This window comes from Cupriavidus sp. FW305-27 (assembly GCF_058787995.1).
Map to the genome: position 1 here is coordinate 1 of NZ_JBYTAG010000040.1, position 22,452 is coordinate 22,452.

Here is a 22,452-nt window from a genome sequence, read left to right on the forward strand (position 1 = left end):
ACCCTGTTGCCCGCCCTGGCCGCTTTGCTGGCCGCTGCGTTGGCCGCTTTGCTGGCCCGGTTGCGAGCTGCCGCGATCCTGCTGCTGCTGTTGGTCCTGCTTGCGGTCCTGGTTACCCATCTGACCGCCGCCTTGTTGTTGTCCCGGCTGCTGCTGGCTGCCGCGTTGGCCAGATTGTTCCTGCTGCTTCTGTTCCTGCGGCTTCTGGCCCGACTGCGATTGACCCGGCTGTTGCTGCTGTCCCATTGCTAGCTCCTTGACGCGGCGAACTGCCGCATCCCCTGTTTCGCAATCGCCATGCCAAGGATGGAAGGACCGGGGTGCCGCCAGCAACGGCCTGTAACGGGGGATGCAGCACATCACGCGGCGGGCGCTTTTACAACGGGTGGCCCGATTTACACGCCGTGGGCCCCGCCGCGGACGCCTGGTGCGGCCTGCCCGGCAGGTATGGAGCTTGCTGAAATATGCCTTACCAGTGGTTCCGCGTGCCAGGCAAGTCCGGCAACGGATGCGCTGGTGACCCGAAAAAGGAGGCAGCCATGCGTTTTTCCCGAATTCCCGCGCGCACCGTGCGGATGGCCTGTGTTGCTGCGGCGCTGGCGGTAGCCGGTAGCGCGCTGGCGCTCGACAAGAGCGGCCTGATCCTGGTTGCGGCCGACGATACCCCTGTGGCACCCGTCAATTCCGCGCCGGGCATGCCCGGCCGTGCCGACCCTGACCGGGGCGCCGCCCCGGACATGAGCGCCGACAAGGCCAAGCGGGCCGTCGAGGACGGTGCCATCACCACCAGGATCAAGACCAAGCTGCTCACGACCAAGGACCTCAAGTCCACCGGCATCCGTGTGAAAACCAGGCAGGGCACGGTCGACGTGAGCGGCACGGTGCCGAGCCAGCAGCAGCACGACCTGGCGCTCGACGCGATCCGCAGCGTCGAGGGCGTGACGTCGGTCAATGACAACCTGAAGGTGTCATCGCGGTAAGCGGGTTTGTCCGATGCTGAGGGTTTGCTCCCTCTCCCGCGCGCGGGAGAGGGAGAACGCAATCGGAATTTGGCCCCCCTGCCTAAGCCGCGTGCTTCCTGCGCGTAGTGCTTGAACTCTTGCGCGCGGCCGGCGCGTGCGACTCGCGCTTGGCCGGTGCACGCTTGGTCTTGGCGGCGGTGCTGGCGCGCTTGGCAGGCGGGGTCGCAGCCCGCTTGGCAGCGGGCTGCTTCCTGGCGGCGGCATGCCGCGCAGGGGCCTTGCGGCGCGCGGGCGTGGCGTCCTCCTTGTCTTCCTTGCCGCGCTGGCCCAGGCTCTGGCGCAGCAGCGCCACCATGTCGATGACCTTGGCGCCCTGGCGCGGCGCTTCTTCCTCTTCCGCAGGCGGGGTCAGCTGGTGGGTCTTGCCGGAGTCGATCTTTTCTTCGATGCGCGCCATCAGGTCGTCACGATAGCTGTCGCGGTACTGTTCCGGCTCCCAGTCTTCGCTCATGTCTTCGACCAGCTTGGTGGCCATCTCGATCTCGCGCGCATGCGCGCCGGTGGGTTTGCCGGTGGTCGCCTTGGGCAGGCGCAGTTCGGAGATGGGCAGCACCTCGTCGGCAAAGCGCATGGTGTTGAGCACCAGCGCGTCGCCGTGCACCAGCATCGCGGCCAGGTGCTGGCGGGCGCGCAGCACCACCAGCGCCAGCGCGGCACGCCCGGTGCGGCGCATGGTTTCGTGCAGCAGCGCGTAGCCGCGCTCGCCGCGCTTGTCGGGCTCGAGGTAGTAGGGCGTGTCGAAGTAGTACGGCGGGATGCTCTGCGCGTCGACAAAGCTGACGATATCCACCGTCTGCGTGGCCTCGACATTGGCCTGGCGGAAGTCTTCCTCGTTCAGCAGCACGTATTCGTCCTCGGCGTACTGGTAGCCCTTGACGATATACTCCTTGTCGACCGGCTTGCCGGTGCTCTTGTTGATGCGCTGGTAGCCCACCGGCGCCATGTCGCGCACGTCCAGCAGGTCAAGGTCCAGCGTCTGGCTGCGCGACGCGGGCCGCAATACTACCGGGATATTGACCAGGCCAAAGGTTATGGCGCCTTTCCAGATGATGCGTGACACGTGAGGGCTCCTTTGCCAGCCGCACGGGCACGTTGCGGCGGCGGTGGCGGCAGATCGCCCGGAGGCGGGTCTGCCACTGGTTCGGGCGGGCCCGGCGGAGGTTCCGGCGGCGGGGTTTCAGGCTTGCGCGGCGGGATGTCGGGATCGGGCGTGGTATGCACGGAGCTTCCTTGTTCAAGGGTGGATGGGAGCGGCGGCTGGCATCGGCATCGCGCTAGGAATGGTCCGCGCTGAGTGCATCCAGCAGCCGTGTCAGCGCGTCCAGGTCGGCCGGCTTGACCAGGTGCTGGTCGAAGCCGGCTTCCAGCGCGCGGCGGCGGTCCTCGGGCTGGCCGAAGCCGGTCAGCGCCACCAGCGTGGCGCCGCGCATCTCGGGCAGCGCGCGCAGGCGGCGCGCGGTCTCGAAGCCGTCCATGGCGGGCATGCCCAGGTCCAGCAGCACCACCTCCGGCCGGGCATCGGTGGCGCGCGCCAGCGCGCTGGGGCCGTCGGCGGCGGTCACCACCGTATGGCCAAGTGTCTGCAGCGTCATCATCATGGCCTCGAGCGCGTCAGGGTTATCGTCCACCACCATGATCCGGCGCGGCACGCCGCGGTGCGGCGCGGTGCGGCCGGAGCCTGGGTGCCACTTCTGCCACGGCTCTACCGGCAGCGTCACGGTGAAGGTGCTGCCCTGTCCGGGGCCGGGGCTGTCGGCGCGGATGGTGCCGCCATGTAGCCGCACCAGCTTTTGCACCAGCGTCAGGCCGATGCCGGGACCGTCCTGCTGGATCGCGCTGCGCGGCGGTTCGGGCTGGGTGCCGTCGTCGCGCGCGGCCAGCGGATCGAACAGCTGCCGCTGCAGTGCCTCGGACAGGCCGGCGCCGTTGTCGCGCACGCGCACGGTGACGCGGGCGCCGGACGCGGCATCGGGCGCGGTGTTCGCCGCGCCGTCCTCGAGACTGGCATCGACGACGATCTGGCCGCCGGCGGGCGTGTAGGCCGCGGCGTTCTGCAGCAGGTTGCTGAAGATCTGCGCCAGGCGCACCAGGTCGCCACGTACCGGCAGGGGCTGTTCGGGCAGCGACAGGCGCAGCGTATGGCCGCAGGCGTCCATCGTGGGGCGCACGGCTTCCACCGCGGTATTGAGCGCGGTGCGCAGTTCCACCAGGTCCTCGCGCAGCGTGATGCGGCCCTGGTTGAAGCGCGAGATGTCGAGCAGCTCGTCCACCAGCCGGGTCAGGTGGTGCAGCTGCCGGCCGATGATGTCGCGCGCGCGGAACATGTCCTCGCGCGAGGGCGAGAGCTGCTGCAACAGGTCCGCGGCGCTGCGCAGCGGCGCCAGCGGATTGCGCAGTTCATGCGCCAGCATCGCCAGGAACTGGTCCTTGCGCCGTTCCTCGTCATGCAGCGCGCGGCCGGCACGGTTTTGCAGCGTCACGTCCTGGCAGGTGCCGGCAATGCGCAACGGCGGCGTGCGGTCGTCGCCCGGCTGGCCTTCCGCGCCGCGTACCGGGAACGCGCGCGCGCGGATATCGCGCAGCTCGCCGTCCGGGCGCGCAAGGCGGAACTCGATGTCCAGCCTGCCGTCGCCCAGCATGCTGGCGAACGCCGCTTCCACGCGCGCACGGTCGGCCGGCGCCACGCGCTCCAGGCAGCGGCGCGGCTCTTGCGTCAGCTGCTCGGGCTTATGGCCGCACAACGTGGCGAGCGAGGGGCTGGCGAACAGCAGGCGGGGCTCGGCCGGGTCGAGGATCCACACCACGTCGGCCAGCGATTCGGCCACCTGGCGGAACATGTCTTCATGCTCATGCAGTGCCCGCGAGGTGCGGTGATAGGCGTCCTCTGCCCCGCGCAGCCGCAGCAGCGCCTGGATGCTCGACAACACCTCTTCCGGCTCGGCAGGCTCGACCAGGTAGCCGTCGGCGCCGCAGTTCAGCGCCTCTACGCGCTGGCGCGATTGCGCCAGCCCTGGCGAGGTCAGCAGCACCAGCGTGTGCGCGGTCTGTGGATCGGCCTTGAGCAGCCGGCAGACTTCCAGCCCGCTGATATCGGGCAGGCGTGCGGCCAGCAGCACCAGCACCGGCGCATGCTGTCGCACCAGCGACAGCGCCGAATGGCCGGTGGCGGCCTCGATCACGGAATACTCGCCGCGATGGAGGATGCGGCTCTTGACGTAGCGCGGCCCCTCGCGGTCATCGACATTCAGGATCAGCGGGGCCGGGTTGGCGGCATGCGGCGTCATGGCATCACGCTGACAGGCGCTTGCGCGCCCGCGCGGAGGTTTGCTCAGGGCCCGGGATGGTCCGCGGCGGCGCCGTGTAAAACCGCGCCGGCCGCGCTGCCCCGCTTGCAAGCTTTGCCGCGCCGGCGCGGCCGCCGATTGTAGGTATTACATGCGCACAGAAGTCGTCCATCGCCATTCCCCCTTATGCATCAGCACGCCTGCGGTCTTTGCCAGGCTGTTGCGCTGGCAGAGTGGCAAGAGGCGTGCCGGGCAGGCGTCGCCCGGCACGCAGCGCGGCAACCGCGTGGCATGCGTGGCGCGCTTCAGCGGCGGGCCGCCTCGCCGCCATGCGCTTCGGCGCTGGGGGAGGTGCCGCCGTGCGGTCCGGCTGAGCCGGCCGCTTCGGCAGCTTTCTGCGGGATCTTGCCGGGCTCGGTAGTGCCGCCGCCGGTGGCGCCCTTGCCAAAGCGCGCAGCGATCCGGTCCTGGACCCGGCTTAATGCCTCGGCCTGCTGTTTGGCCGCTTCGGCTTCCTTGGACTTCTTGGCTTCGGCGGCCAGCTGCTGCTCGGGCGTCGGTGCCGGCAGGCGTGCCTGCACCGGGCTGGCGGCGAAGGACAGCATCGCGCAGGAAACCAGCAGGTGGCGCAAGGCGCGGCGGTTGCGTGGCGCGGCAGCGGTGGCTCGAATCTTCGCGGCGATCCTGAGTTGGCTCATCATCACGTCTCCATGTCGTCGCTGCACTGGCAGCAGTGCAACGTGGCGCACGCGGCGGGGGTGCCGGGCCGTGTGCCATGACCGGGATGCGGCAAGAAATGTGCCGCTTGGCGACTGCTGTGGATCTCCGGCGGGAACGGGGGGCTATCGGGCGCGTGCCAGTCGCGCCGCGGCGCGCGTGATCGTCTGCCGGGTTTCGGCGTAGTCCGCCCATGGGTCGTCGGCCGCCACGGCGTCGAGCCTCGGGCCGGCATTGGCCACGGTCCACTGCGCCGCGCCTTGCAGGCTATCGAGTTCCTCCCACCACACCGGCATCGATACCCCCAGCCCCGGGCGTGCCCGCGCCGAGAATGCCGCCACCGTGGTGGCGCCTATGCCATTGCGCAGGTAATCGATGAAAATCTTGCCAACGCGGTTGCTTGGACCGCTCTTGGCCACGAAGCGCTGCGGCACGGTGGCGGCGACATGGCGCACCGCGTCATGCGCGAACGCCTTCACCTCGTCCCACCCGGCACGCGGCGTGATCGGCACCACCACGTGCAGCCCCTTGCCGCCACTGGTCTTCAGGAAGCTGGCGAGGCCGAGTTCATCGAGCAGCGCCTTCATCAGCGCGGCGGCTTCCTGCATTTGTGGCCAGGGCACGCCTTCGCCCGGGTCCAGGTCGAAGACGATGCGGTTGGGGCGCTCGATGCTGCGCTTGCCGGCGTTCCAGGTGTGGAACTCCACCACATTGAGCTGTGCCGCGGCCACCAGGGCTTCGGCCGACGCGATTTCCAGCAGCGCGGGATGCCCAGGCCACAGGCCCGGATCGAGCACGTTGAGGCCGTCCACCCGCAGCGTGTCGCTATGCCGCTGGAAGAACTGCTCGCCGCCCACGCCCGATGGCGCGCGCACCATCGCGATCGGTCGCCCGCGCAGGTGCGGCAGGATCAGCGGCGCGGCGCGTTCGTAGTAGCGCACCAGGTCGCCCTTGGTCAGGCCGGATGCTGTGTCGATGACGCGCTCGGCATGGCTGATCGCGACCTTGCCGCCGGCGGCGGTGGTGCGCTTTGCCGCGGCCTTCGGCCGTGTGCCGGCATGCTTTGCCGTGGTTGCCGCGGGCTTGCCGTTGGCCGCCGGCGTTGCCGGCCGCTCCACCGACACCGCGCGCGCGGGCTTGTCGGTGCGCAGGCCGTGGAACACGGCATGGCGCACGCGGCCTTCGCGGGTCCAGCTGCCGAACGAGACCTCGGCCACCAGCTTTGGCCGCACCCAGTGCCCCTTTACGCCTGCAGGCACGTTCTCAAAGGGCGCGGAATCGGCGCGCAACGCGTCCAGCTGCGTGCGCAGCGCGCCCAGCGTGCGCGCGTCGAAGCCGGTGCCGACATTGCCCGCGTAGCGCAGCCGCCCGCCGCTGTCGTGCACGCCAAGCAGCAACGAGCCGATGCCGGCGCGGCTGCCCTTCGGGTCGGTGAAGCCCGCCACCACGAACTCCTGGCGCAAGGTGCATTTCAGCTTGATCCACGTACTGGTGCGCGCGCTGACATAGGCGGCGTCGGCGCGCTTGCCGATCACGCCTTCAAGCTTCATGCGGCAGGCTGCCTCGAGCATGTCGGCAGGGCCGGCCTCGAAGTCCTCGCTGAACTGCAGGCGCGGCGAGGTGTTGTGCGCGAAGATCCGGCGCAGCAGGGCGCGCCGCTCCACCAGCGGTACCTTGCGCAGGTCATGGCCGGCAAAGTAGGGCAGGTCGAACACGAAATACTGGATGCCCTCGACGCGCGCGGTATCGAAGGCATTCTGCAGCGCCTGGAAGTCGGTCGCACCATGCTTGCCGAGCACCACGATCTCGCCATCGAGCCAGCCATCGGGCAGGCCCAGGGTGCCGACGTCGCGCGCCAGCGCACGCAGCTTGCTGGTCCAGTCGTTGCCCTGGCGCGTGAACAGGCGCACATCCTTGCCGTCGATGCGGGCCAGCAGCCGGTAGCCGTCGAACTTGATCTCGTAGCGCCACGCCTGCGCGTCGGACGGAGGCTGCTCCACCAGCGTGGCCAGCTGCGGCGCCAGCGCCAGCGGCAAGGCCGCGCGCGGCGCGCCGCGCGGCGGCTTCAGGGATTTCGCCGTGCCGTGTGCATCTGGTGCGGCTTCGTCAGGCGGCTGCGCGGACTTCGCGCGCTTTGCCGCGGGTTTGCGCTGCGTGCCGCCCAGCACGCTGTCCGGCAAGGCCTCGACCACATCGAACTCCGATGCCGGCACGGCGGTCTCGTCGCGCTCCTTGATCAGCAGCCAGGCGTCCTGCTCCTTCTGCCGGCTGCCGTGCATGCGCACCAGGGTCCAGTGACCGTGCAGCTTTTCACCGCGCAGCTCGAACTTCAGCTTGCCGGCGCGGTAGCCGGCCTCGGCATCGCCTACCGGCAACCAGGTGCCGCGGTCCCAGACGATGACCGTGCCGGCGCCATAGTGGCCGGCGGGGATTACGCCCTCGAAGCCGGCATAGTCCAGCGGATGGTCCTCGACATGGATGGCCATGCGCTTGTCGGCCGGGTCCAGGCTCGGCCCCTTGGGCACGGCCCAGCTTTTCAGCGCGCCGCCGAGTTCGAGGCGAAAGTCATAGTGCAGCCGACGCGCCGCGTGCTTCTGGATCACGAAGGAAAGCTCGCCGGCGCGCTTGTGCACCTTGCCGCGGGTGCGCGCGGCGCCGCTGGGCTCAGGCGTGGCGCCGAAGTCGCGCATGCGACGGTATTTGTCGAGCGCGGCGGGAGCGGCCTTGGCGGCTGGCGCGCCGCGTGCCGCCGGGCGGGCCGTGCTGGCGCGCTTGCCGGTGGGCTTGCCGGCGCCTTTTGCCGCGGCGCGGCGTTTGCCGGGATCCTTTGGCGCTGTCGGTCGCGTGGTCTTGGCCATTGCTGTCGCCGGTTAGGTGGGATGTATCCAGCTTAGGCAGCACATGCCGCCGCTGAAATCGGCGCCCGTCCTACAGCGCCCGGCGGCAGCCCCATGCGCGTCGCGCCATGTGGTTCTTACCGGGTGTTGTAAATCTGCGGCAGCCCGCCTGCCGTGGCGCCGCCAGCCAGGGCCGCCCCGGACAGGAACGCTCCTTGCGACTCCCCAGCGGCATGCCCGGCACCGTGCCGGGCCTCCCCGAGGAGAAGCGGCGATGAAACCAACCCTGAAGAACATTGGCTCGCAGGTCATCGTCCTGACCGGTGCCAGCAGCGGCGTGGGCCTGGTGACGGCGCGCAAGGCGGCGCAGCAGGGCGCGCGGCTGGTGCTGGTGGCGCGCAGCGAGGGCTCGCTGCACCAGCTGGCCGAAGAGCTGCGCGACCATGGCAATGAAGTCATCACCGTGGTGGCCGATGTCGGCAAGCATGAAGAGGTTGGCAAGGTGGCGCAGGCTGCGATCGAGCGCTTCGGTGGCTTCGATACCTGGATCAACAACGCCGGCGTGACCATCTTCGGCCGCCATTGCGACGTGCCGCTGGAAGACCAGCGGCGGCTGTTCGATACCAACTACTGGGGCACCGTGCATGGCTCGCTGGCGGCGGCCGCGCACCTGCGCGAGCACGGCGGCGCCATCATCAACATGGGCAGCGAGGCGGCGGACGGCCCGCTGCCGCTGCAGAGCGCCTATGCGGCCTCGCAGCACGCGATCAAGGGCTTTACCGATTCGCTGCGGCTGGAACTGGAGCAGGAGCAGGCGCCGGTCAGCGTGACGCTGATCAAGCCTGCCGGACTGGAAACGCCGCTGGCGATGCACGCCAAGAATTTCCTCGATGTCGAGCCGCGCATGCCGCCGCCGCTGTATGACCCGGCGCTGGCGGCCGACGCGATCCTGTTTGCTGCCGCGAACCCGCGCCGCGAGCTTTTCGTCGGTGCTGCCGCCAAGGCGTTCTCGGCCGCGGCGTACCACGCGCCGCACACCTTCGACCGCTTCATGCGCCGCTTCATGGGCCGCGCGCAACAGACGCATCACCCCGCGGGTCCGCTCGAGGACAACGCGCTGTATGGCAGCGGCAGCGGCCTGCAGGAACGCAGCGGCAGCCACAACGCGCTGCACTCCTGCCCCTACACCACCACCGCGCGGCACCCGATGCTGGCCACTGCGCTGGTGGTGGGCGCCTCCGCCGCGGTTGCCGCGGTGTACCAGTTGCGGCACAAGCGCTAGTGTCCTGTGCTGCGCACATTGGTGGCGCGTGGGCCGCGAACGCCTATCATTGACTCGAATGCCCGCAGTTGCGGGCATTCGGGCCTCCGCCGGGCGGCGGCGCCAGGCCGCCCGCGCACGGGGCCTGCTGTCTTCCCCATCACACAGAAGGTATGCTCATGTCCGAGCCGCATGCGGCAAAAGGCATCCGTACGTCACTCGTCGGCGAGCCGGACTGCACCCTGGCGGACGATGCCGGCCTCCTGCTGGCGGCACAGTACCGGCGCCTGCTCGACGCGGTGGAAGACTGCGCCGTGTTCGAGACTGATGCGCACGGGTGTATTGCGATGTGGCCGGATGCCGCGCGGCGCGTGTTCGGCTACAGCGCCGAGGAAATCACCGGCCGTCACTTTTCCTGCCTGCATCGTCCTGACGATGTCGCTGCCGGCCTGCCGCAGCAATGGCTGCAGGCGGCCGCACTCGGAGGCAGCGCGCGCGACCAGGGCTGGCGCGTGCGGCGCGACGGCAGCCTGTTGCAGGCGTCCTGCCTCATGCGGGCCATTGGCGCTGCCGACGGGCCGGACGTAGCGGCCAGGCATGGCGATGCCTCGTCCGTGGAGTCCGCGGCAGGCCAGGCCGCCGGCTTTATCGTGTCGTGCCGCGACATTACCGTGCAGCAGGCTGCATCCGAGCATGCCCGGCTCGCCGATACCCGGATGCGGCTGCTGGCTGAAAACCTGCCCGGCACCGCGGTGTGCGAACTTGACCTGGACGGCACCATCCGCAGCTGGAACGTCGGCGCGCAGGCGCTGGCCGGCTACGTCGAGGCCGAAGCCGTCGGCCAGCCGCTGGCACTGCTCTATTCCCGCCAGGATGCCGCCGCGGGGCGCGACCGCGCGGCGCTGGAAGCCGCGCGCGCGTGCGGCCAGTGGGCCGGCGAAGAGCGCGTGGCACGCAAGGACGGCTCGGTGGTGCGTTGCCATACGCGCATGGTGCTGGTGCGCGACGCCGCCGGCTGCCCGACCAGCCTGCTGTGGACCGTGCGCGACCTGAGCGATGCGCTGCGGCTGGAAATGCTGGAGGCCGGCAGCCGCCGGCTGCAATCGTTCCTGGCCATCCTGGCGCATGAACTACGCAATCCCCTGGCGGCGGTGCGCAATGCAGTCGAAGTGATCGAGCTGACCCCGGATGCCGACACGCGCGTGCGCCGCTGCGCCGGGATCATCGACCGCCAGCTGCACCAGCTGGAGCGGCTGGTGAACGACCTGCTCGACGTAGGCCGCGTGACCGCCGGCAAGCTGAAGATGGAGCTGACGCCCACCTCGTACAACGACGTGGTAACCACCAGCATCGAGGCCATCCGCCCGGTGCTGGAAGCCGCCGGCCAGCGGCTCGTGTTGGCGCTGCCGGCAAGCTCGCCCTATGTGCGCGCCGACGCCGCGCGGCTGGGGCAGGTGCTGCTGAACCTGCTCAGCAATGCGGTCAAGTACACCCCGCGCGGCGGTATCGTCAGCGTGCATGTGAGCGTGGAGTCAGCGCGCGTCATCACCGCCGTGTCGGATACCGGCCGGGGTCTCGCGCCGGCGGCGCTGGACCGCATCTTCGACCTGTTCGCGCAGGAGGCCGGCGCCGGCAGCCGCGGCGGCCTGGGCATCGGGCTGGCGCTGGCCAAGGCCGTGGTGGAAGCGCACGGCGGCGCGATCCAGGCCGACAGCGGTGGCGCGGGCAAGGGCAGCACCTTCACCGTGATCCTGCCGCGCGCCAGCGCCCGCCGCCGCGAGGCCGGCACGCCGCCGCCAGGGCCGGTGCCGCGGCGCCGCGTGCTGGTGGTGGACGACAATGCCGATTCGGCTGACAGCATGGCCGAGCTGCTGGGCCTGCTCGGCCATGAGGCGCGCGCCGCCCATGGCGGCCAGCAGGCACTGGACCTGGTTGCCGAATTCCGCCCGGATTGCGTGCTGCTCGACCTGGAAATGCCCGACATGTCGGGCTTTGAAGTCCTGCCGGCATTGCGCCAGGCGTGCGCCCCGCGCGCGGTGCAGTTCCTGGCGCTGACTGGGCGCTGCACTGCCGAAGACCAGCGGCGCAGCGAACTGGCCGGCTTCCATGCCTACCTGACCAAGCCGCTGGCGATCGAGGCCCTGTCGCGCGCGCTGGCCGCGCCGCTGCCTTACAAGGAGCGGTAGGCGTCCAGCCGGTTGTACAGCGTCTTCAGGCTGATGCCGAGCGCGCGCGCGGCCTGGCGCTTGTCGCCGTCAAAGCGCGCCAGCGTGGCCATGATGATTTCGCGCTGGGTGTCGGCCAGCGTGGTGCCGACGCGCACGCTGACCACGCCGTCTACCGTGGTGGGCCGCGGCGGCTGCGTGGCCAGGTTGGGGTTGCCGATCTCCACGACCTTGTCGGCCAGGATAAAGGCGCGGTAGACGGCGTTCTTCAGCTCGCGCACATTGCCCGGCCAGTCATAGCGCACCAGCCGCTCCAGCGAGGCGGCCGAGAAGGCCTTGTCGGTGCGCTCCATGGCGTTGTACTCGGCCAGGAAGTGGCGTGCCAGCGGCACGATATCGTCGGGCCGCTCGCGCAGCGGCGGGATATGCAGCGGGAACACGGCCAGCCGGTACAGCAGGTCTTCACGCAACTGGCCGGCACGCGCTGCCTCGACCGGGTCGCGGTTGGTGGCTGCCAGGATGCGCACGTCGGTGGCGATGGGCGTGTCGCCGCCGACGCGGTGGAAGGTGCGGCCTTCCAGCACCCGCAACAACTTGATCTGCATCTCGAGCGGCATTTCAGTGACTTCGTCGAGAAACAGCGTGCCCCCATGGGCCTGCTCGAAGTAGCCCGCCTTCTGCTCGATCGCGCCGGTAAAGCCGCCTTTCTCGTGGCCGAACAGTTCCGACTCGATCAGTGTGGGTTGGATCGCCCCGCAGTTGACCGCAATGAAGGGGCCGTTGCGGCGCGCGCTGCGCTCATGTACCGCGCGCGCCACCACTTCCTTGCCGGAGCCGCTTTCGCCTACCGCAAGCATGGTGACATCGGTGGGCGCCACGCGCTCGATCTGGGCCAGCAGGCGTTGCATGGCGGGCGACGCGCTTTCCCACAGCAGCGACACCTGCGAGGGTATGGCGCGGCGCGGCGCGGGCTCGCGCGCCGGCTCGGATGTGCTGGCGGCGTGGCTGGCGGGCTGCCCAGAGAGAGCGGCGTTGCTGCGCCGCGATGTGCTGGCGGTCACGGGCACAATGAAGGCCTCGGTCGGGGGCGGGCTTGTCGTGAGAAGTTCCTATGCTAGCCTTTGGCGCAGGGGCTTGCCATAGGTGTCTGAGCCCGCGCGGAAACATCCGACAGCTGTGTCAGACGGACACCGGCAACGACCGTGCCTGCCCGCGCTTAGACTGGCATTACGCAGTGGACTTGTGCAACCGACTGACAATGTCGCAGTCGAAACCCGTGCCGCCCCTGTGCCTGTCGCGCCACGCCTTGCATGGAGCGTGGCGGCGGGCGTGCCCGAGCCCGGCAGCGTGACCGCCGTGGCCCGCGAACGGAGGCGCCAGCGGATTTCGCCCAAGTTTCCAATAGGTCTCACTGACGGATCGTATGCCCCACATCCTGATTGTCGATGACGACGAAAACGCATGTGCCGCGCTAGCCGAGATCGTGGCCATGGAAGGCTTCAGCTCCGCCACGGCGGGCACCCTGCGCGAGGCACGGCTGCAGATCGGCTGGCGCATGCCGGAGGCGATTGTGGCGGACCTGCGCCTGCCGGACGGCAACGGCATGGAGCTGTTCGACGAGGTTGGCGCCTCGGGCGTCGAAGTGATCCTCACGACCGGTTATGCCAGTGTGGAAAGCGCGGTCGAAGCGCTGCGCGCCGGTGCCACCGATTACCTGGTCAAGCCCATCAACGTGGCGCGGCTGCAGACCGTGCTCAGGCGCCTGGCCACCACCGGCGAGTTGCGCGCCGAGATCCATTCGCTGCGCGGCGAGTTGCGCCGCTACGGCCGTTTCGGCCGGCTGATGGGCAGTTCCGAAGTGATGCAGGTGGTCTACGACCAGCTTGCCCGCGTGGCCCCGACTGAAGCCACGGTACTGCTGATCGGCGAAAGCGGCACCGGCAAGGAACTGGCCGCGCAGACCGTGCACGAGCTCTCGTCGCGGCGGCGGCAGCCGTTCCTGGCGGTCAACTGCGGCGCGATCTCGCCCACGCTGATCGAAAGCGAGATGTTCGGCCACGAGCGCGGCAGCTTTACCGGCGCGGACCGCCAGCACAAGGGCTATTTCGAGCGCGCCGACGGCGGCACTCTGTTCCTGGACGAGATCACCGAGATGCCCGCCGAGCTGCAGGTCAAGCTGCTGCGCGTGCTGGAGACCGGCACCTTCATGCGCGTGGGCACCAACCGCGAATGCCATGCCGATGTGCGCGTGCTGGCCGCCACCAACCGCAACCCTGAAGATGCGGTGGCCGACGGCAAGCTGCGCGCGGACCTGTTCCACAGGCTGAACGTGTTCCCGGTAGAACTGCCGCCGCTGCGCGCGCGCGGCGACGACGTGATCCAGATCGCCAACCTGATGCTGGACCAGCTCAATGCCGAGCAGGGCACCCAGCGCCGCTTCGCGCCCAATGTGCTGGACAGCCTGCGCCTGCACGCCTGGCCCGGCAATGTGCGCGAGCTGCGCAACTTCGTGCAGCGCGCCTTCATCATGTCCGACGACGACCTCATCACCGAAGTGCAGGTGCCGCTGCAGGTCGCGGCCACGCAGGCGCCGGGCGCGGCGGTGGTGTCGGTGCCGGTGGGCATGTCCCTTGCCGATGCCGACCGGCAGCTGATCTTCGCCACGCTGGAGCAATGCGCGGGGGTGAAGAAGCACGCGGCCGAGATCCTCGGCATCAGCCTGAAGACTTTGTACAACCGGCTGGAAGATTATGCCGCCCGCGGCGAATTGCCAGAGTGGCTGCGCGCCTCGCGCAACGACACCGGTTCGTCGGCTACCGGCTGATGGCGTGAGGCAGCGCCTGCGTTAGCGGGGATCGGGCCCGTGCCAGTGAGCCGCAGCGCCCTGTGCAGCACGTTTCTTGCTTCCTCCAACGCATACAACCCGGCCAATCCGGCCGGGGACGTGCCAATGCCGAGCCGCACATGACGCAGCACCCCCCGCAATCCGCGATGCCGGACGCTCCGCTTTCCTCGCCGGCCGGCGCCGTGCGCAGCGTGCAAGAGGTGAGCGCGCTGATCGAGCAATCGGCGCATGACCTGCGTTCGTCGCTGAACGCCATCCAGAGCTGGGCCTACGTGCTGGACCGTGCCTTCGATACCATGCCGGCGCCCGCGCAGCGCGCGCTGGACGGGATTCGCTTCGGCATGCAGCAGCAGCTGGCGCTGATCGAGGAGATGGAAGAGGCCGTGCGGCTGCTGGCCGACGAGAGCGCACCGCGCTGGCAGCGCCTGGACCTGCTGGCGCTCACGGCCCAGGCCATTGCCGACCGGCGTCCCACCGCCGAAGCCCGTGGCGTGCTGCTGTCGCCGGTCGCCACTGACGGTGCGGCGGATTCGTCGGAAGCAGCCTATCTGATCGATGGCGACGCCGAGCGGCTGGCCCCGCTGCTGCGGCACCTGCTGGTGCATTGCATCTGGCGCGCGCCGGCCGGCGGCTCGGTCGGCGTGCAGGTGTTGAGCGAGCCGGATCACGTGAAGCTGCGCATTACCGAGAGCCCGCCGCTGGACCAGCAGCGCAGCGCCAGCCGGCTGACCGCGCTGACCGATTTCTTCGGGCGCCGGGCGGCGCCGGACGGCGCGACCCCGGCCCGGCAGAGCAGCGCGCTGCTGCTGACGCGCCGCATGGTCGAAATGCACGGGGCGGCGCTGAGCGCGGAAAGCGATGGCTGCGATAACGACCGGATCAGGGTTTGCATCGCCGTCAGGTTCCCGCGCCACATGAGCGCCTGAAGCGGCGCTGCGCATTCATGTAGTTTTTACCGGCCTGTCGCGTGCGCTACGCGTAGCGCTTGCCGGCCGGCCCTGGTTGCACTTGCCATACCTGCGGCGTCACGGCAGCGCCCGCACCGCTCCCCCGCCACTCTCCTGTCCTTTCCCGTTTCTGGCCCGCGCCTTGCATGGATGAATGACCCAACCAAGGAGGGTACAACCATGCCCAAAGCCAGCCGCAAATCCGACAAGGCCGCGCAGGTTGCTCACAAGCCGTCCGGCGCGAAATCCGACAAGTCCCTGGCTGCCCGCATGAGCGGGCCATCCGCGGGCAAGGCCCACGCAGGCAGCAAGGCCGCCGCAGGCGACAAGCAACGGGGCAAGGAAGCCAAGACCTACCAGGCCGCCGTGGACGACTCGCTGGAGATGACGTTCCCGGCCAGCGACCCGATCTCGCCGAGCGCAGCCATGCACGCCGAGAAGAAGACGCAGACCGCGCGCGACGATGTCGACTGGAAGCTCAAACGGGGCAGTGAAGAGCAGCCCGTGGGCGCCAAGCCGGCCAGCCAGCGCAAGGGGTCGGCCAGCAAGCGCTGAAGCGCATTTCCGCAACCCTGAGTCCAGGTGCCGCGGCGGGATTCTACCCAGGGCCCCGCGCCGCGGCCCGCCAAACGGAGATAGCCATGACCCGAGTCCAACCTGAGCCCCCTGAAGAACGGCCGCCGCACGGCGCATCCATCGTCGGCGGCATCGACCGCGATTCCCCGGGCCCTGGCCCATTCGTGATGGCAGCCGACACGCTCGAGGGCAACAAGGTGGTTGACCCCGCCGGCGACGATATCGGCACCATCGACCACATCATGATCGACGTGCTGGGTGGGCGCGTGGCCTACGCGGTGCTGGCCATGGGCGGCTTCCTTGGCATTGGTGAAAAACTCTTCGCCTTGCCGTGGTCGGCGCTCACGCTCGATACGCGGCGCAAGTGTTTTGTGCTTGGTGTTGAAAGGGATCGGCTCAAGGCCGCGCCGGGGTTTGACAAGGACCACTGGCCCAGCATGGCGGATTCGCAGTGGGCGACCAGCATTCACCAGTATTACGGGATTTCGCCTTATTGGGAGGCGGATCGGTATGACCCTTGGGATGATAAGAGGAGGTGATGAGGAGTGGGCGTTGGCTCTTGGGTTGGCGCCATGCGGTCGCTCGTCATTCTTGGCAAGCGCCGCTGTTTCGCCGGAGTCGGGCGGTGGCCCGCGCTCTCAAGCGACATCGCATCAACGCCTTCGGCTGCGCTTCGCGCAAGCGCCCAATGACCGTCAACGCATTTTGGGCCTGCGTAGCAGCCGTAGGCGTCCCCGCGATATGGCTGGCAGCAGGCGGCCTATGCCCTGCATGGGGATCGTTCAATAGTGGGTTAACGCAGGCACTGTCACTGACTCACATGGCGTAGCAGGGTCGAACGGGCAACCACGCCCAATCGGCAAGCAGCACCGTGCGTACCACCAACACCGTGGAACTGATTGCCAGCCGCATAGGCGACGCGTTCTTTGGTTATTTTCTGTCGCTCGGACAAAAAGTAACTCGCCGGCTACGCCGGCGAAACAGCAGCGCTTGCCAAGTGCCAAAAAACCAACCAAATGACGCCAGTCACAAACAGCCACACGCTGTGGGAGCGCCAACAATGAACAATTCCAGCCCAATCCCGCCAGCCATTGACCATCGACCCGGGTCCGGCAAGCATTCCGGCGTGCTGCATGCCTTTGACCGCTTCGCCGGCGCGGCCACGCGCCAGGCCGGATCGCCGATCGCATTCGTGCTGGCCGTCGGTGTGGTGGCCGCGTGGGCCATCACCGGCCCATTGTTTTCCTATTCCGAGACCTGGCAACTGGTCATCAATACCGGCACCACCATCGTCACCTTCCTGATGGTGTTCCTGATTCAGCAGAGCCAGAACAAGGACGCGGTCGCGGTCCACCTGAAGCTCAATGAACTGCTCGCCTCGCACCGCGAAGCCAGCAATATGCTGGTGTCGATCGAGGACCTGGACGAGGAAGAGCTGCGCCAGCTGGTGACCTTCTATCGCCACCTGGCCGAGCTGGCTGACAAGGAAGACGGTATCAAGTCGAGCCATTCGCTGGACGAGGCGCGCGAGAACCACGCCGCCAAGCGGCAGGCGCGCGCAGCGCGCGGGCGCCGGCTGGACGGCAGCGATGCCGGGAGCCGCTCACCCACCGTGGCACCCAGCTCTTAGCCCATGCGGCCCCTTCCATTCCATCGAGCGACAGCCACCAGCAAGGAGCCGCCCGTGTCCGAACCGAGCAAGGCAACGAATCAAAAGCGCGCCGCCCCGGGCAACCTGCCGGCGCGCAGCCGCGCGGTGATGGTCTACGGTTGCGAGACCCTGGGCAAGGCCGACAGCCACCATGGCACGACCCTTGCCAATATTGCCCGCAAGGTCGCCGACATCGCGGGTCTCACCTTTGCAGGCGCCTACGCCGCGCCTGATGCGGGGCTGCCTGTGCCGTACCTGGTGCCCGCGCAGACGCTGGTGGGGCGCAAGCTGGCCCAGGACCTCGGCGTGCGGGGCGCGGGCGACCTGTTTGGCGGGGTGGTGCCTTACGCCTTCGTGGCCACCAAGGCGATCACGCACGGCCTCGTGGCACCCGGCGCGGCAGCACCGCAGGGCTGGTCCGAGGACTTTGTGCGGCGCGTGGTGGGCGCTACCCTGCCGGGCTTCACCGCCTTCACGCTCGGCGACGCGCGGATTGCGGCAATGCGCCTGCTGGCGCTGGGGCCGGTACGGCTGAAAGAACCGTATGGCGTCGGCGGGCTGGGCCAGCGCGTGGTCCACGACGAACGCTCGCTGGACGAGGCGCTTGCCGCGATGGCGCCCGACGTGGTGGAAGCCCATGGCCTGGTGGCGGAGCGCGACCTGGACGCGCCGCAGACCTACAGCGTGGGGCAGGTGGAACTGGCGGGCCTGCGGGCCAGCTATTGCGGCACGCAAGGGCTCACTGCCAACAACCACGGGCAGAAGGTCTATGGTGGCTCGACGCTGACGATGGTGCGCGGCGGCCTCGAGGCGCTGCTGCGGCACCCGTTCGACGCGCGCACGCTGGCCGCGGTGCGGGCCGCGATGGTGTACCACGAAGCCGCGCTCGCGTGCTATGGCGATGCCGGGAACATGGTGCTGTCGCGCTGCAACTACGACGTCGCCTTCGGCCCGCCCGCGGGCAGCGCCGGCCACGGGCAGGTGCTTGGGGGCGTGCTGGAACAGTCCTGGCGGGTGGGCGGCGCGACCGGCGCCGAACTGGCGGCGCTGGCCGCGCTGCGCGAGGATCCGCGCCGCGCCCGCGTGGTGGCTGCCACGCGCGAGGTCTATGGCAAGGGCGTGCGCGTGCCGGACGACGCCGAGATCTACTTCCAGGGAGAAGACCGGCACGCCGGTCCGTTGACCAAATACGCACGACTGGAGCCTGATTCCGATGGCAACGCATGAAGACCTGCTGCAGATAGAAAGCGAAGGCGGCACCATTGCCGGCACCCTGATCAGCCCGCAAACCAGGCTGCCGGGCGTGCTGTTTGTCCACGGCTGGGGCGGCAGCCAGCAGCAATACCTGGCCCGCGCGCGCAAGGTGGCAGGGCTGGGCTGCGTCTGCCTGACCTTCGACCTGACCGGGCACGCCGGCACCCAGGCGCAATACGAGACCGTCAGCCGCATGCGCAACCTGGCCGACGTGGTGGCCGCCTACGATGTGCTGGTGCGCCAGCCCGAAGTGGACCGCAACGCCATCGCGGTGGTGGGCAGCAGCTACGGCGGCTACCTGGCTGCGCTGCTGAGCACGCTGCGCCAGGTGCGCTGGATGGCGTTCCGCGCGCCGGCGCTGTACATGGACTCGGGCTGGGAACTGCCCAAGCGCCAGCTGCATCGCGAACAGGACCTGGTGGCCTACCGGCGCAGCGTGGTGCCGCCCGAGAGCAACCGCGCCCTGCGCGCTTGCGCGGAATTTGCCGGCGACGTGCTGGTGATCGAATCCGAGCACGACCAGGTGGTGCCGCACGCCGCGGTGATGAGCTACGTGGATGCCTGCGTGCACGCCAGCTCCATGACCTACCGCGTGATCAAGGGTGCCGACCACGGCCTGACGGAAGAGGAAAGCCAGCGCGGCTACAGCAGCCTGCTGGTCAACTGGCTGCGCGAGATGATCACCGTCGCGCGCGCCGGCCCGGTCAGCGCCGAGCGCGCCGAGCGGCCCGCGGAGCGGCCCGCACCGCAGGCGGCCACCGGCGAGCCGGGCATGCCGCAGGCCGAGTCCGCAAGCGTGCCGGCGGCGGTATCCGGCGCCCAATAGCGGCTTGCGCCATGTCGATGGCAGCAGGCCAGGACAGCTGAACCGGCTCAGCACCCCAATGGGCCGATGTAGCCCGGCAGGCCGCGCGCGCCCGCGGCGTGGGCCAGCCGGAACGCCTGCGCCAGCGCGATGGCAAAGTGATGCGGGGTGTCGAACGGGCCCGCCACGTGGCGGCGGAAATAGTCGGCCCAGCGGAAATCCATATAGGCGGTCTTGACCTTGCGATAGCCGCCGGCCAGCTGCACGAAGGCCTCGAGGCTGCGATACGGGTCGTCGCGCATGTCGTGGATGCCGGCAGGCAGTTCCGTCAGCGGACGGCGGCGCCCGTGTTCGTCGTAAGGGTGGACCATGTGCTCGGCCACCATGTGGCGCCAGAACGCCGGCACGTCCATGTCGCTCAGGTCGGCGCGCACCACGCCCGGCACATGGGTGAGCCCCAGATCGTGCCAGGCGCGCACCCAGTGATGGTGATCGACCACGTACAGGGCCTGTTCCGGACCGATCACCAGGTGTACGCGGTGCCGGTCCAGGAACGCGGCGCGGTCCTCCGGTGGCACGCGCCGGGTGACATGGACCTTCTGCGCGACGTGGTAGCCGCCTACCGTGATCTGGGTGGGACGCAGGGCATCCAGCGGCACCATCAGCTTGCTGTCCGGGCACAGCTTGCGAGGCTGGCGGCGCATGGGCGCATCAACTCTTGTTCAGCGTGCGCTCAGGCGAGATCCCCGAAGTATCGGTGCCGGCCGCATCGTCGCCGCCGACCTCGGAGCCCGCCGCCCACGCGGCGCCTGGCTGGCGCTGCACGCGCAGGTGATTATTCACCTCGGTGACGCCGAACACGGCATCGGCAATGTCCTCGATCACGTACTTCTCGCGGCGCTCGCGCACGGTGCCGTCCAGCGTCACCACGCCGTTGGCCACTTCCACGCTGACATCGTGGACATCGACATAGGGGTTCATCGCCAGGCGTTCGCACACATCCTCGCGTACGCGCTCATCGGCGCGGCGGTAGCCCTTGGGGCCGACCGGACGGCGCCCGGCGCGCTGGCCGCCTGGCGCTCCCGCTTGCGCCGTATAGGACGCGTGGCGCCGGTAGCCCGGATCATCCGGGTACACACGCTGGCCGCCGCTGTACGACTGGCCACCGCTGCCGGCATCGCCAAAATAGCCGCCGCCATAGCTCGGCTGCCCGGCGCGCTGCGCGCGGTCGCGTTCCATGCCTTCGCGCCAGTGCATGGCGCGGCCGCCGCGTTCACCCCATTCTTCTTCACCACCGTGCCAGCCGCGGCCAGGCTGGCGCGGGTCATCCTCATCGCTGAGTTCGCTGCGGCGTCCGCGCGGGCCGAAGCGGTCTTCATCGCGGTAGCCATAGCCCGATTCGCGTTCTTCGCTGCGGTAGCCGCTGTCCTGCGGGGCCGGCCGGTAGCCACCATAGCCGCTGCTGTACGGATGGCCGGTGCCGCCCGTGTCGGCCGCGCCATAGCCCGGTTCGCCCCAACTGCCGCGGCGCTGGCCGGCAGGCGTGCCCTGCTGGTACCACGGGCCGCCATGGAGATCGGACTCGCGTTCGCGGCCCGGAGGCGCGGATTGGCCGCTGCTGTCGCCGCGCCAGTCCTCGCCCCATTCCTGTCCCCAGTCCTCCGAGCCGCTGCCCCGGCCCTGGTCGCGCGTCCGTTGCGCCGGGCCGCGCTCGCGGCGCTGCGTTTCGCTGCCGCTGCGGGGGCCGCTGCGGCTGCGCTCGTTGCGGAAGTTGAACATGGTTGCCTCCTGGCTGTGGGGCCCGGGCGTCCTCCGCCGCACTGCCAGGTGCGGCGGGCCCGTGCGGCAACCGCCGCAGGCGCGCCGGGCCGGTGATGTTCATGCCTGCAATGGCCGCAATATCCGTGCCCCGACGCGCGCGCGGGGGCCAGGCGGGCTGGCCGTCCCGGATCGCTGTAAGGATTGCCGGGCGATGTAAGGGTTACGGGCGGCGTGTCAGCCACGGCCGCGGGCCGCGGCGTGGCCCGGGCTCGCCGTTTGCGGCATGGAATTTGCGCGGCACCTGCAAGGGCCGCGATGCGGCCGCGCAGACAGGAGCCAGCCATGTCCACACCGACCAGCATCCCGCCCCAGCACCAGTCGCGACAACCTGGCCTGGAGTCCGCCATGCGGCCGCAGCCGGACAGCGGCGCTGACGACTATGTCGGCAGCGGCCGCCTGCGCGGGCGCGCGGCGCTGATTACCGGCGGCGACAGCGGCATCGGCCGGGCCATTGCGGTGGCCTTTGCGCGTGAAGGCGCCGATGTCGCCATCGCCTATCTCGATGAGCATGCCGATGCGCGCGAGACCGTCGAGCTGGTGGAGGGGGCGGGCCGCAAATGCCTGGCAATCGCCGGCGACCTCGCCGACCGCGCGCATGCCGAGGCCGTGGCGCGACAGGCGTTGCAGCAGTACGGCAAGCTCGACATCCTGGTCAACAACGCCGCCGAGCAACACTCCAAGGCCTCGCTGGAAGAGGTCGACGCCAGCCAGGTGGAGGCCACCTTCCGCACCAATGTGTTTGCGATGTTCCACCTGACGCGCGCGGTGCTGCCGCACCTGAAGTCGGGCGCGTCAATACTGAACACCACTTCGGTGACCGCGTATCGCGGCAGCAAGCACCTGCTGGATTATTCCGCCACCAAGGGTGCGATCGTATCGTTCACGCGTTCCCTGGCGCTGCAGGTGGTCGAGCGCGGCATCCGTGTCAACGGCGTCGCGCCGGGCCCGATCTGGACACCGCTGATCCCGTCGACCTTCACCGCGGAGGAAGTGGCCGAGTTTGGCAAGAAGACGCCGATGGGCCGCCCGGGACAACCGTTCGAGGTGGCGGCGGGCTTTGTATTCCTGGCGTCCGACGCGGCCAGCTATATCACCGGGCAGATCCTGCACATCAACGGCGGCGAGGTCGTCAACGGCTGAGGCGCCAGGGCGGGGCATGTAGTTCCGGGGCCGCCTTTGCAAATATTGCACGCCGGCGTGCGCGCCATGCAGGCCGTGCGCGCGGCGTGCCGCACAGCAGGCGCAGGCGTGGCTCTTGCAATGTGGA

General features: G+C 69.4%; 19 protein-coding genes. 12 read left to right on the top strand and 7 right to left on the bottom strand.

Features of this window, described 5'->3' with window-relative positions; all coding sequences use genetic code 11:
• Both AC3WRI_RS19485 and AC3WRI_RS19490 read left to right on the top strand, forming a co-directional pair.
• On the top strand, positions 1-252 hold a 252-nt coding region (locus AC3WRI_RS19485; RefSeq protein ID WP_492293842.1), incomplete at its 5' end, for a hypothetical protein.
• Positions 253-539: 287 nt separating this feature from the next.
• Positions 540-980, top strand: coding sequence for a BON domain-containing protein (locus AC3WRI_RS19490; RefSeq protein ID WP_010810675.1), 441 nt, complete (start codon positions 540-542; stop codon positions 978-980).
• Positions 981-1,062: 82 nt separating this feature from the next.
• Here AC3WRI_RS19490 and ku read toward each other — a convergent pair whose 3' ends face one another.
• The 4 genes from ku to ligD form a co-directional block, all read right to left on the bottom strand.
• Complete coding sequence (gene ku / locus AC3WRI_RS19495) at positions 1,063-2,082, bottom strand: non-homologous end joining protein Ku (RefSeq protein WP_492293843.1); 1,020 nt, start codon at positions 2,080-2,082, stop codon at positions 1,063-1,065.
• Positions 2,083-2,296: 214 nt separating this feature from the next.
• Entirely contained in the window at positions 2,297-4,306 is a 2,010-nt protein-coding gene (locus AC3WRI_RS19500; RefSeq protein ID WP_011617808.1) for a response regulator, read from the bottom strand.
• Positions 4,307-4,611: 305 nt separating this feature from the next.
• Positions 4,612-5,007, bottom strand: coding sequence for a hypothetical protein (locus tag AC3WRI_RS19505; protein WP_011617807.1), 396 nt, complete (start codon positions 5,005-5,007; stop codon positions 4,612-4,614).
• Between the two features lie 141 nt (positions 5,008-5,148).
• Positions 5,149-7,881: a DNA ligase D gene (gene ligD, locus AC3WRI_RS19510; protein ID WP_492293845.1), complete on the bottom strand. Its 2,733-nt coding sequence runs from the start codon at positions 7,879-7,881 to the stop codon at positions 5,149-5,151.
• A gap of 253 nt (positions 7,882-8,134) precedes the next feature.
• Here ligD and AC3WRI_RS19515 point away from each other — a divergent pair, with 253 nt between their 5' ends.
• Complete coding sequence (locus AC3WRI_RS19515; RefSeq protein ID WP_010810670.1) at positions 8,135-9,142, top strand: SDR family oxidoreductase; 1,008 nt, start codon at positions 8,135-8,137, stop codon at positions 9,140-9,142.
• Positions 9,143-9,300: 158 nt separating this feature from the next.
• Complete coding sequence (locus AC3WRI_RS19520; RefSeq protein ID WP_010810669.1) at positions 9,301-11,307, top strand: hybrid sensor histidine kinase/response regulator; 2,007 nt, start codon at positions 9,301-9,303, stop codon at positions 11,305-11,307.
• On the opposite strand, the gene AC3WRI_RS19525 is transcribed toward AC3WRI_RS19520, so the two are convergent.
• Complete coding sequence (locus AC3WRI_RS19525; RefSeq protein WP_011617806.1) at positions 11,292-12,353, bottom strand: sigma-54 interaction domain-containing protein; 1,062 nt, start codon at positions 12,351-12,353, stop codon at positions 11,292-11,294. The two genes, AC3WRI_RS19520 and AC3WRI_RS19525, sit on opposite strands and share 16 nt — an antisense overlap.
• A 356-nt stretch (positions 12,354-12,709) precedes the next feature.
• Here AC3WRI_RS19525 and AC3WRI_RS19530 point away from each other — a divergent pair, with 356 nt between their 5' ends.
• The 7 genes from AC3WRI_RS19530 (at position 12,710) to AC3WRI_RS19560 (ending at position 19,385) form a co-directional block, all read left to right on the top strand.
• A complete protein-coding gene (locus AC3WRI_RS19530) occupies positions 12,710-14,110 on the top strand; it encodes a sigma-54-dependent transcriptional regulator (RefSeq protein WP_010810666.1) in 1,401 nt (466 codons plus the stop codon).
• 140 nt (positions 14,111-14,250) lie between these two features.
• On the top strand, positions 14,251-15,057 hold the full coding sequence (locus AC3WRI_RS19535; RefSeq protein ID WP_011617805.1) for a sensor histidine kinase: 807 nt from the start codon (positions 14,251-14,253) through the stop codon (positions 15,055-15,057).
• 201 nt (positions 15,058-15,258) lie between these two features.
• Positions 15,259-15,633 (top strand): hypothetical protein, encoded by a 375-nt coding sequence (locus tag AC3WRI_RS19540; RefSeq protein WP_492293847.1) that lies wholly within the window; start codon positions 15,259-15,261, stop codon positions 15,631-15,633.
• Between the two features lie 86 nt (positions 15,634-15,719).
• Positions 15,720-16,193: a PRC-barrel domain-containing protein gene (locus AC3WRI_RS19545; protein ID WP_011617803.1), complete on the top strand. Its 474-nt coding sequence runs from the start codon at positions 15,720-15,722 to the stop codon at positions 16,191-16,193.
• A gap of 521 nt (positions 16,194-16,714) precedes the next feature.
• On the top strand, positions 16,715-17,284 hold the full coding sequence (locus AC3WRI_RS19550) for a low affinity iron permease family protein (RefSeq protein ID WP_011617802.1): 570 nt from the start codon (positions 16,715-16,717) through the stop codon (positions 17,282-17,284).
• A 54-nt stretch (positions 17,285-17,338) separates the two neighbouring features.
• Positions 17,339-18,532 (top strand): DUF3182 family protein, encoded by a 1,194-nt coding sequence (locus AC3WRI_RS19555; RefSeq protein ID WP_058697361.1) that lies wholly within the window; start codon positions 17,339-17,341, stop codon positions 18,530-18,532.
• Entirely contained in the window at positions 18,519-19,385 is an 867-nt protein-coding gene (locus tag AC3WRI_RS19560; protein ID WP_010810660.1) for an alpha/beta hydrolase family protein, read from the top strand. The genes AC3WRI_RS19555 and AC3WRI_RS19560 overlap by 14 nt, the downstream gene beginning before the upstream one ends.
• A 47-nt stretch (positions 19,386-19,432) precedes the next feature.
• Here the strand turns inward: AC3WRI_RS19560 and AC3WRI_RS19565 are convergent, their stop codons facing one another.
• Complete coding sequence (locus tag AC3WRI_RS19565; RefSeq protein WP_010810659.1) at positions 19,433-20,068, bottom strand: ParB-like protein; 636 nt, start codon at positions 20,066-20,068, stop codon at positions 19,433-19,435.
• A gap of 7 nt (positions 20,069-20,075) precedes the next feature.
• Positions 20,076-21,143 carry a BON domain-containing protein gene (locus AC3WRI_RS19570; protein ID WP_011617799.1) on the bottom strand — a complete coding sequence of 356 codons (1,068 nt, stop codon included), beginning with the start codon at positions 21,141-21,143 and terminating at the stop codon, positions 20,076-20,078.
• Positions 21,144-21,467: 324 nt separating this feature from the next.
• On the opposite strand from AC3WRI_RS19570, the gene AC3WRI_RS19575 reads away from it, so the two are divergent.
• Positions 21,468-22,325, top strand: coding sequence for an SDR family oxidoreductase (locus tag AC3WRI_RS19575; RefSeq protein WP_010810657.1), 858 nt, complete (start codon positions 21,468-21,470; stop codon positions 22,323-22,325).
• Positions 22,326-22,452 lie beyond the last annotated feature (127 nt).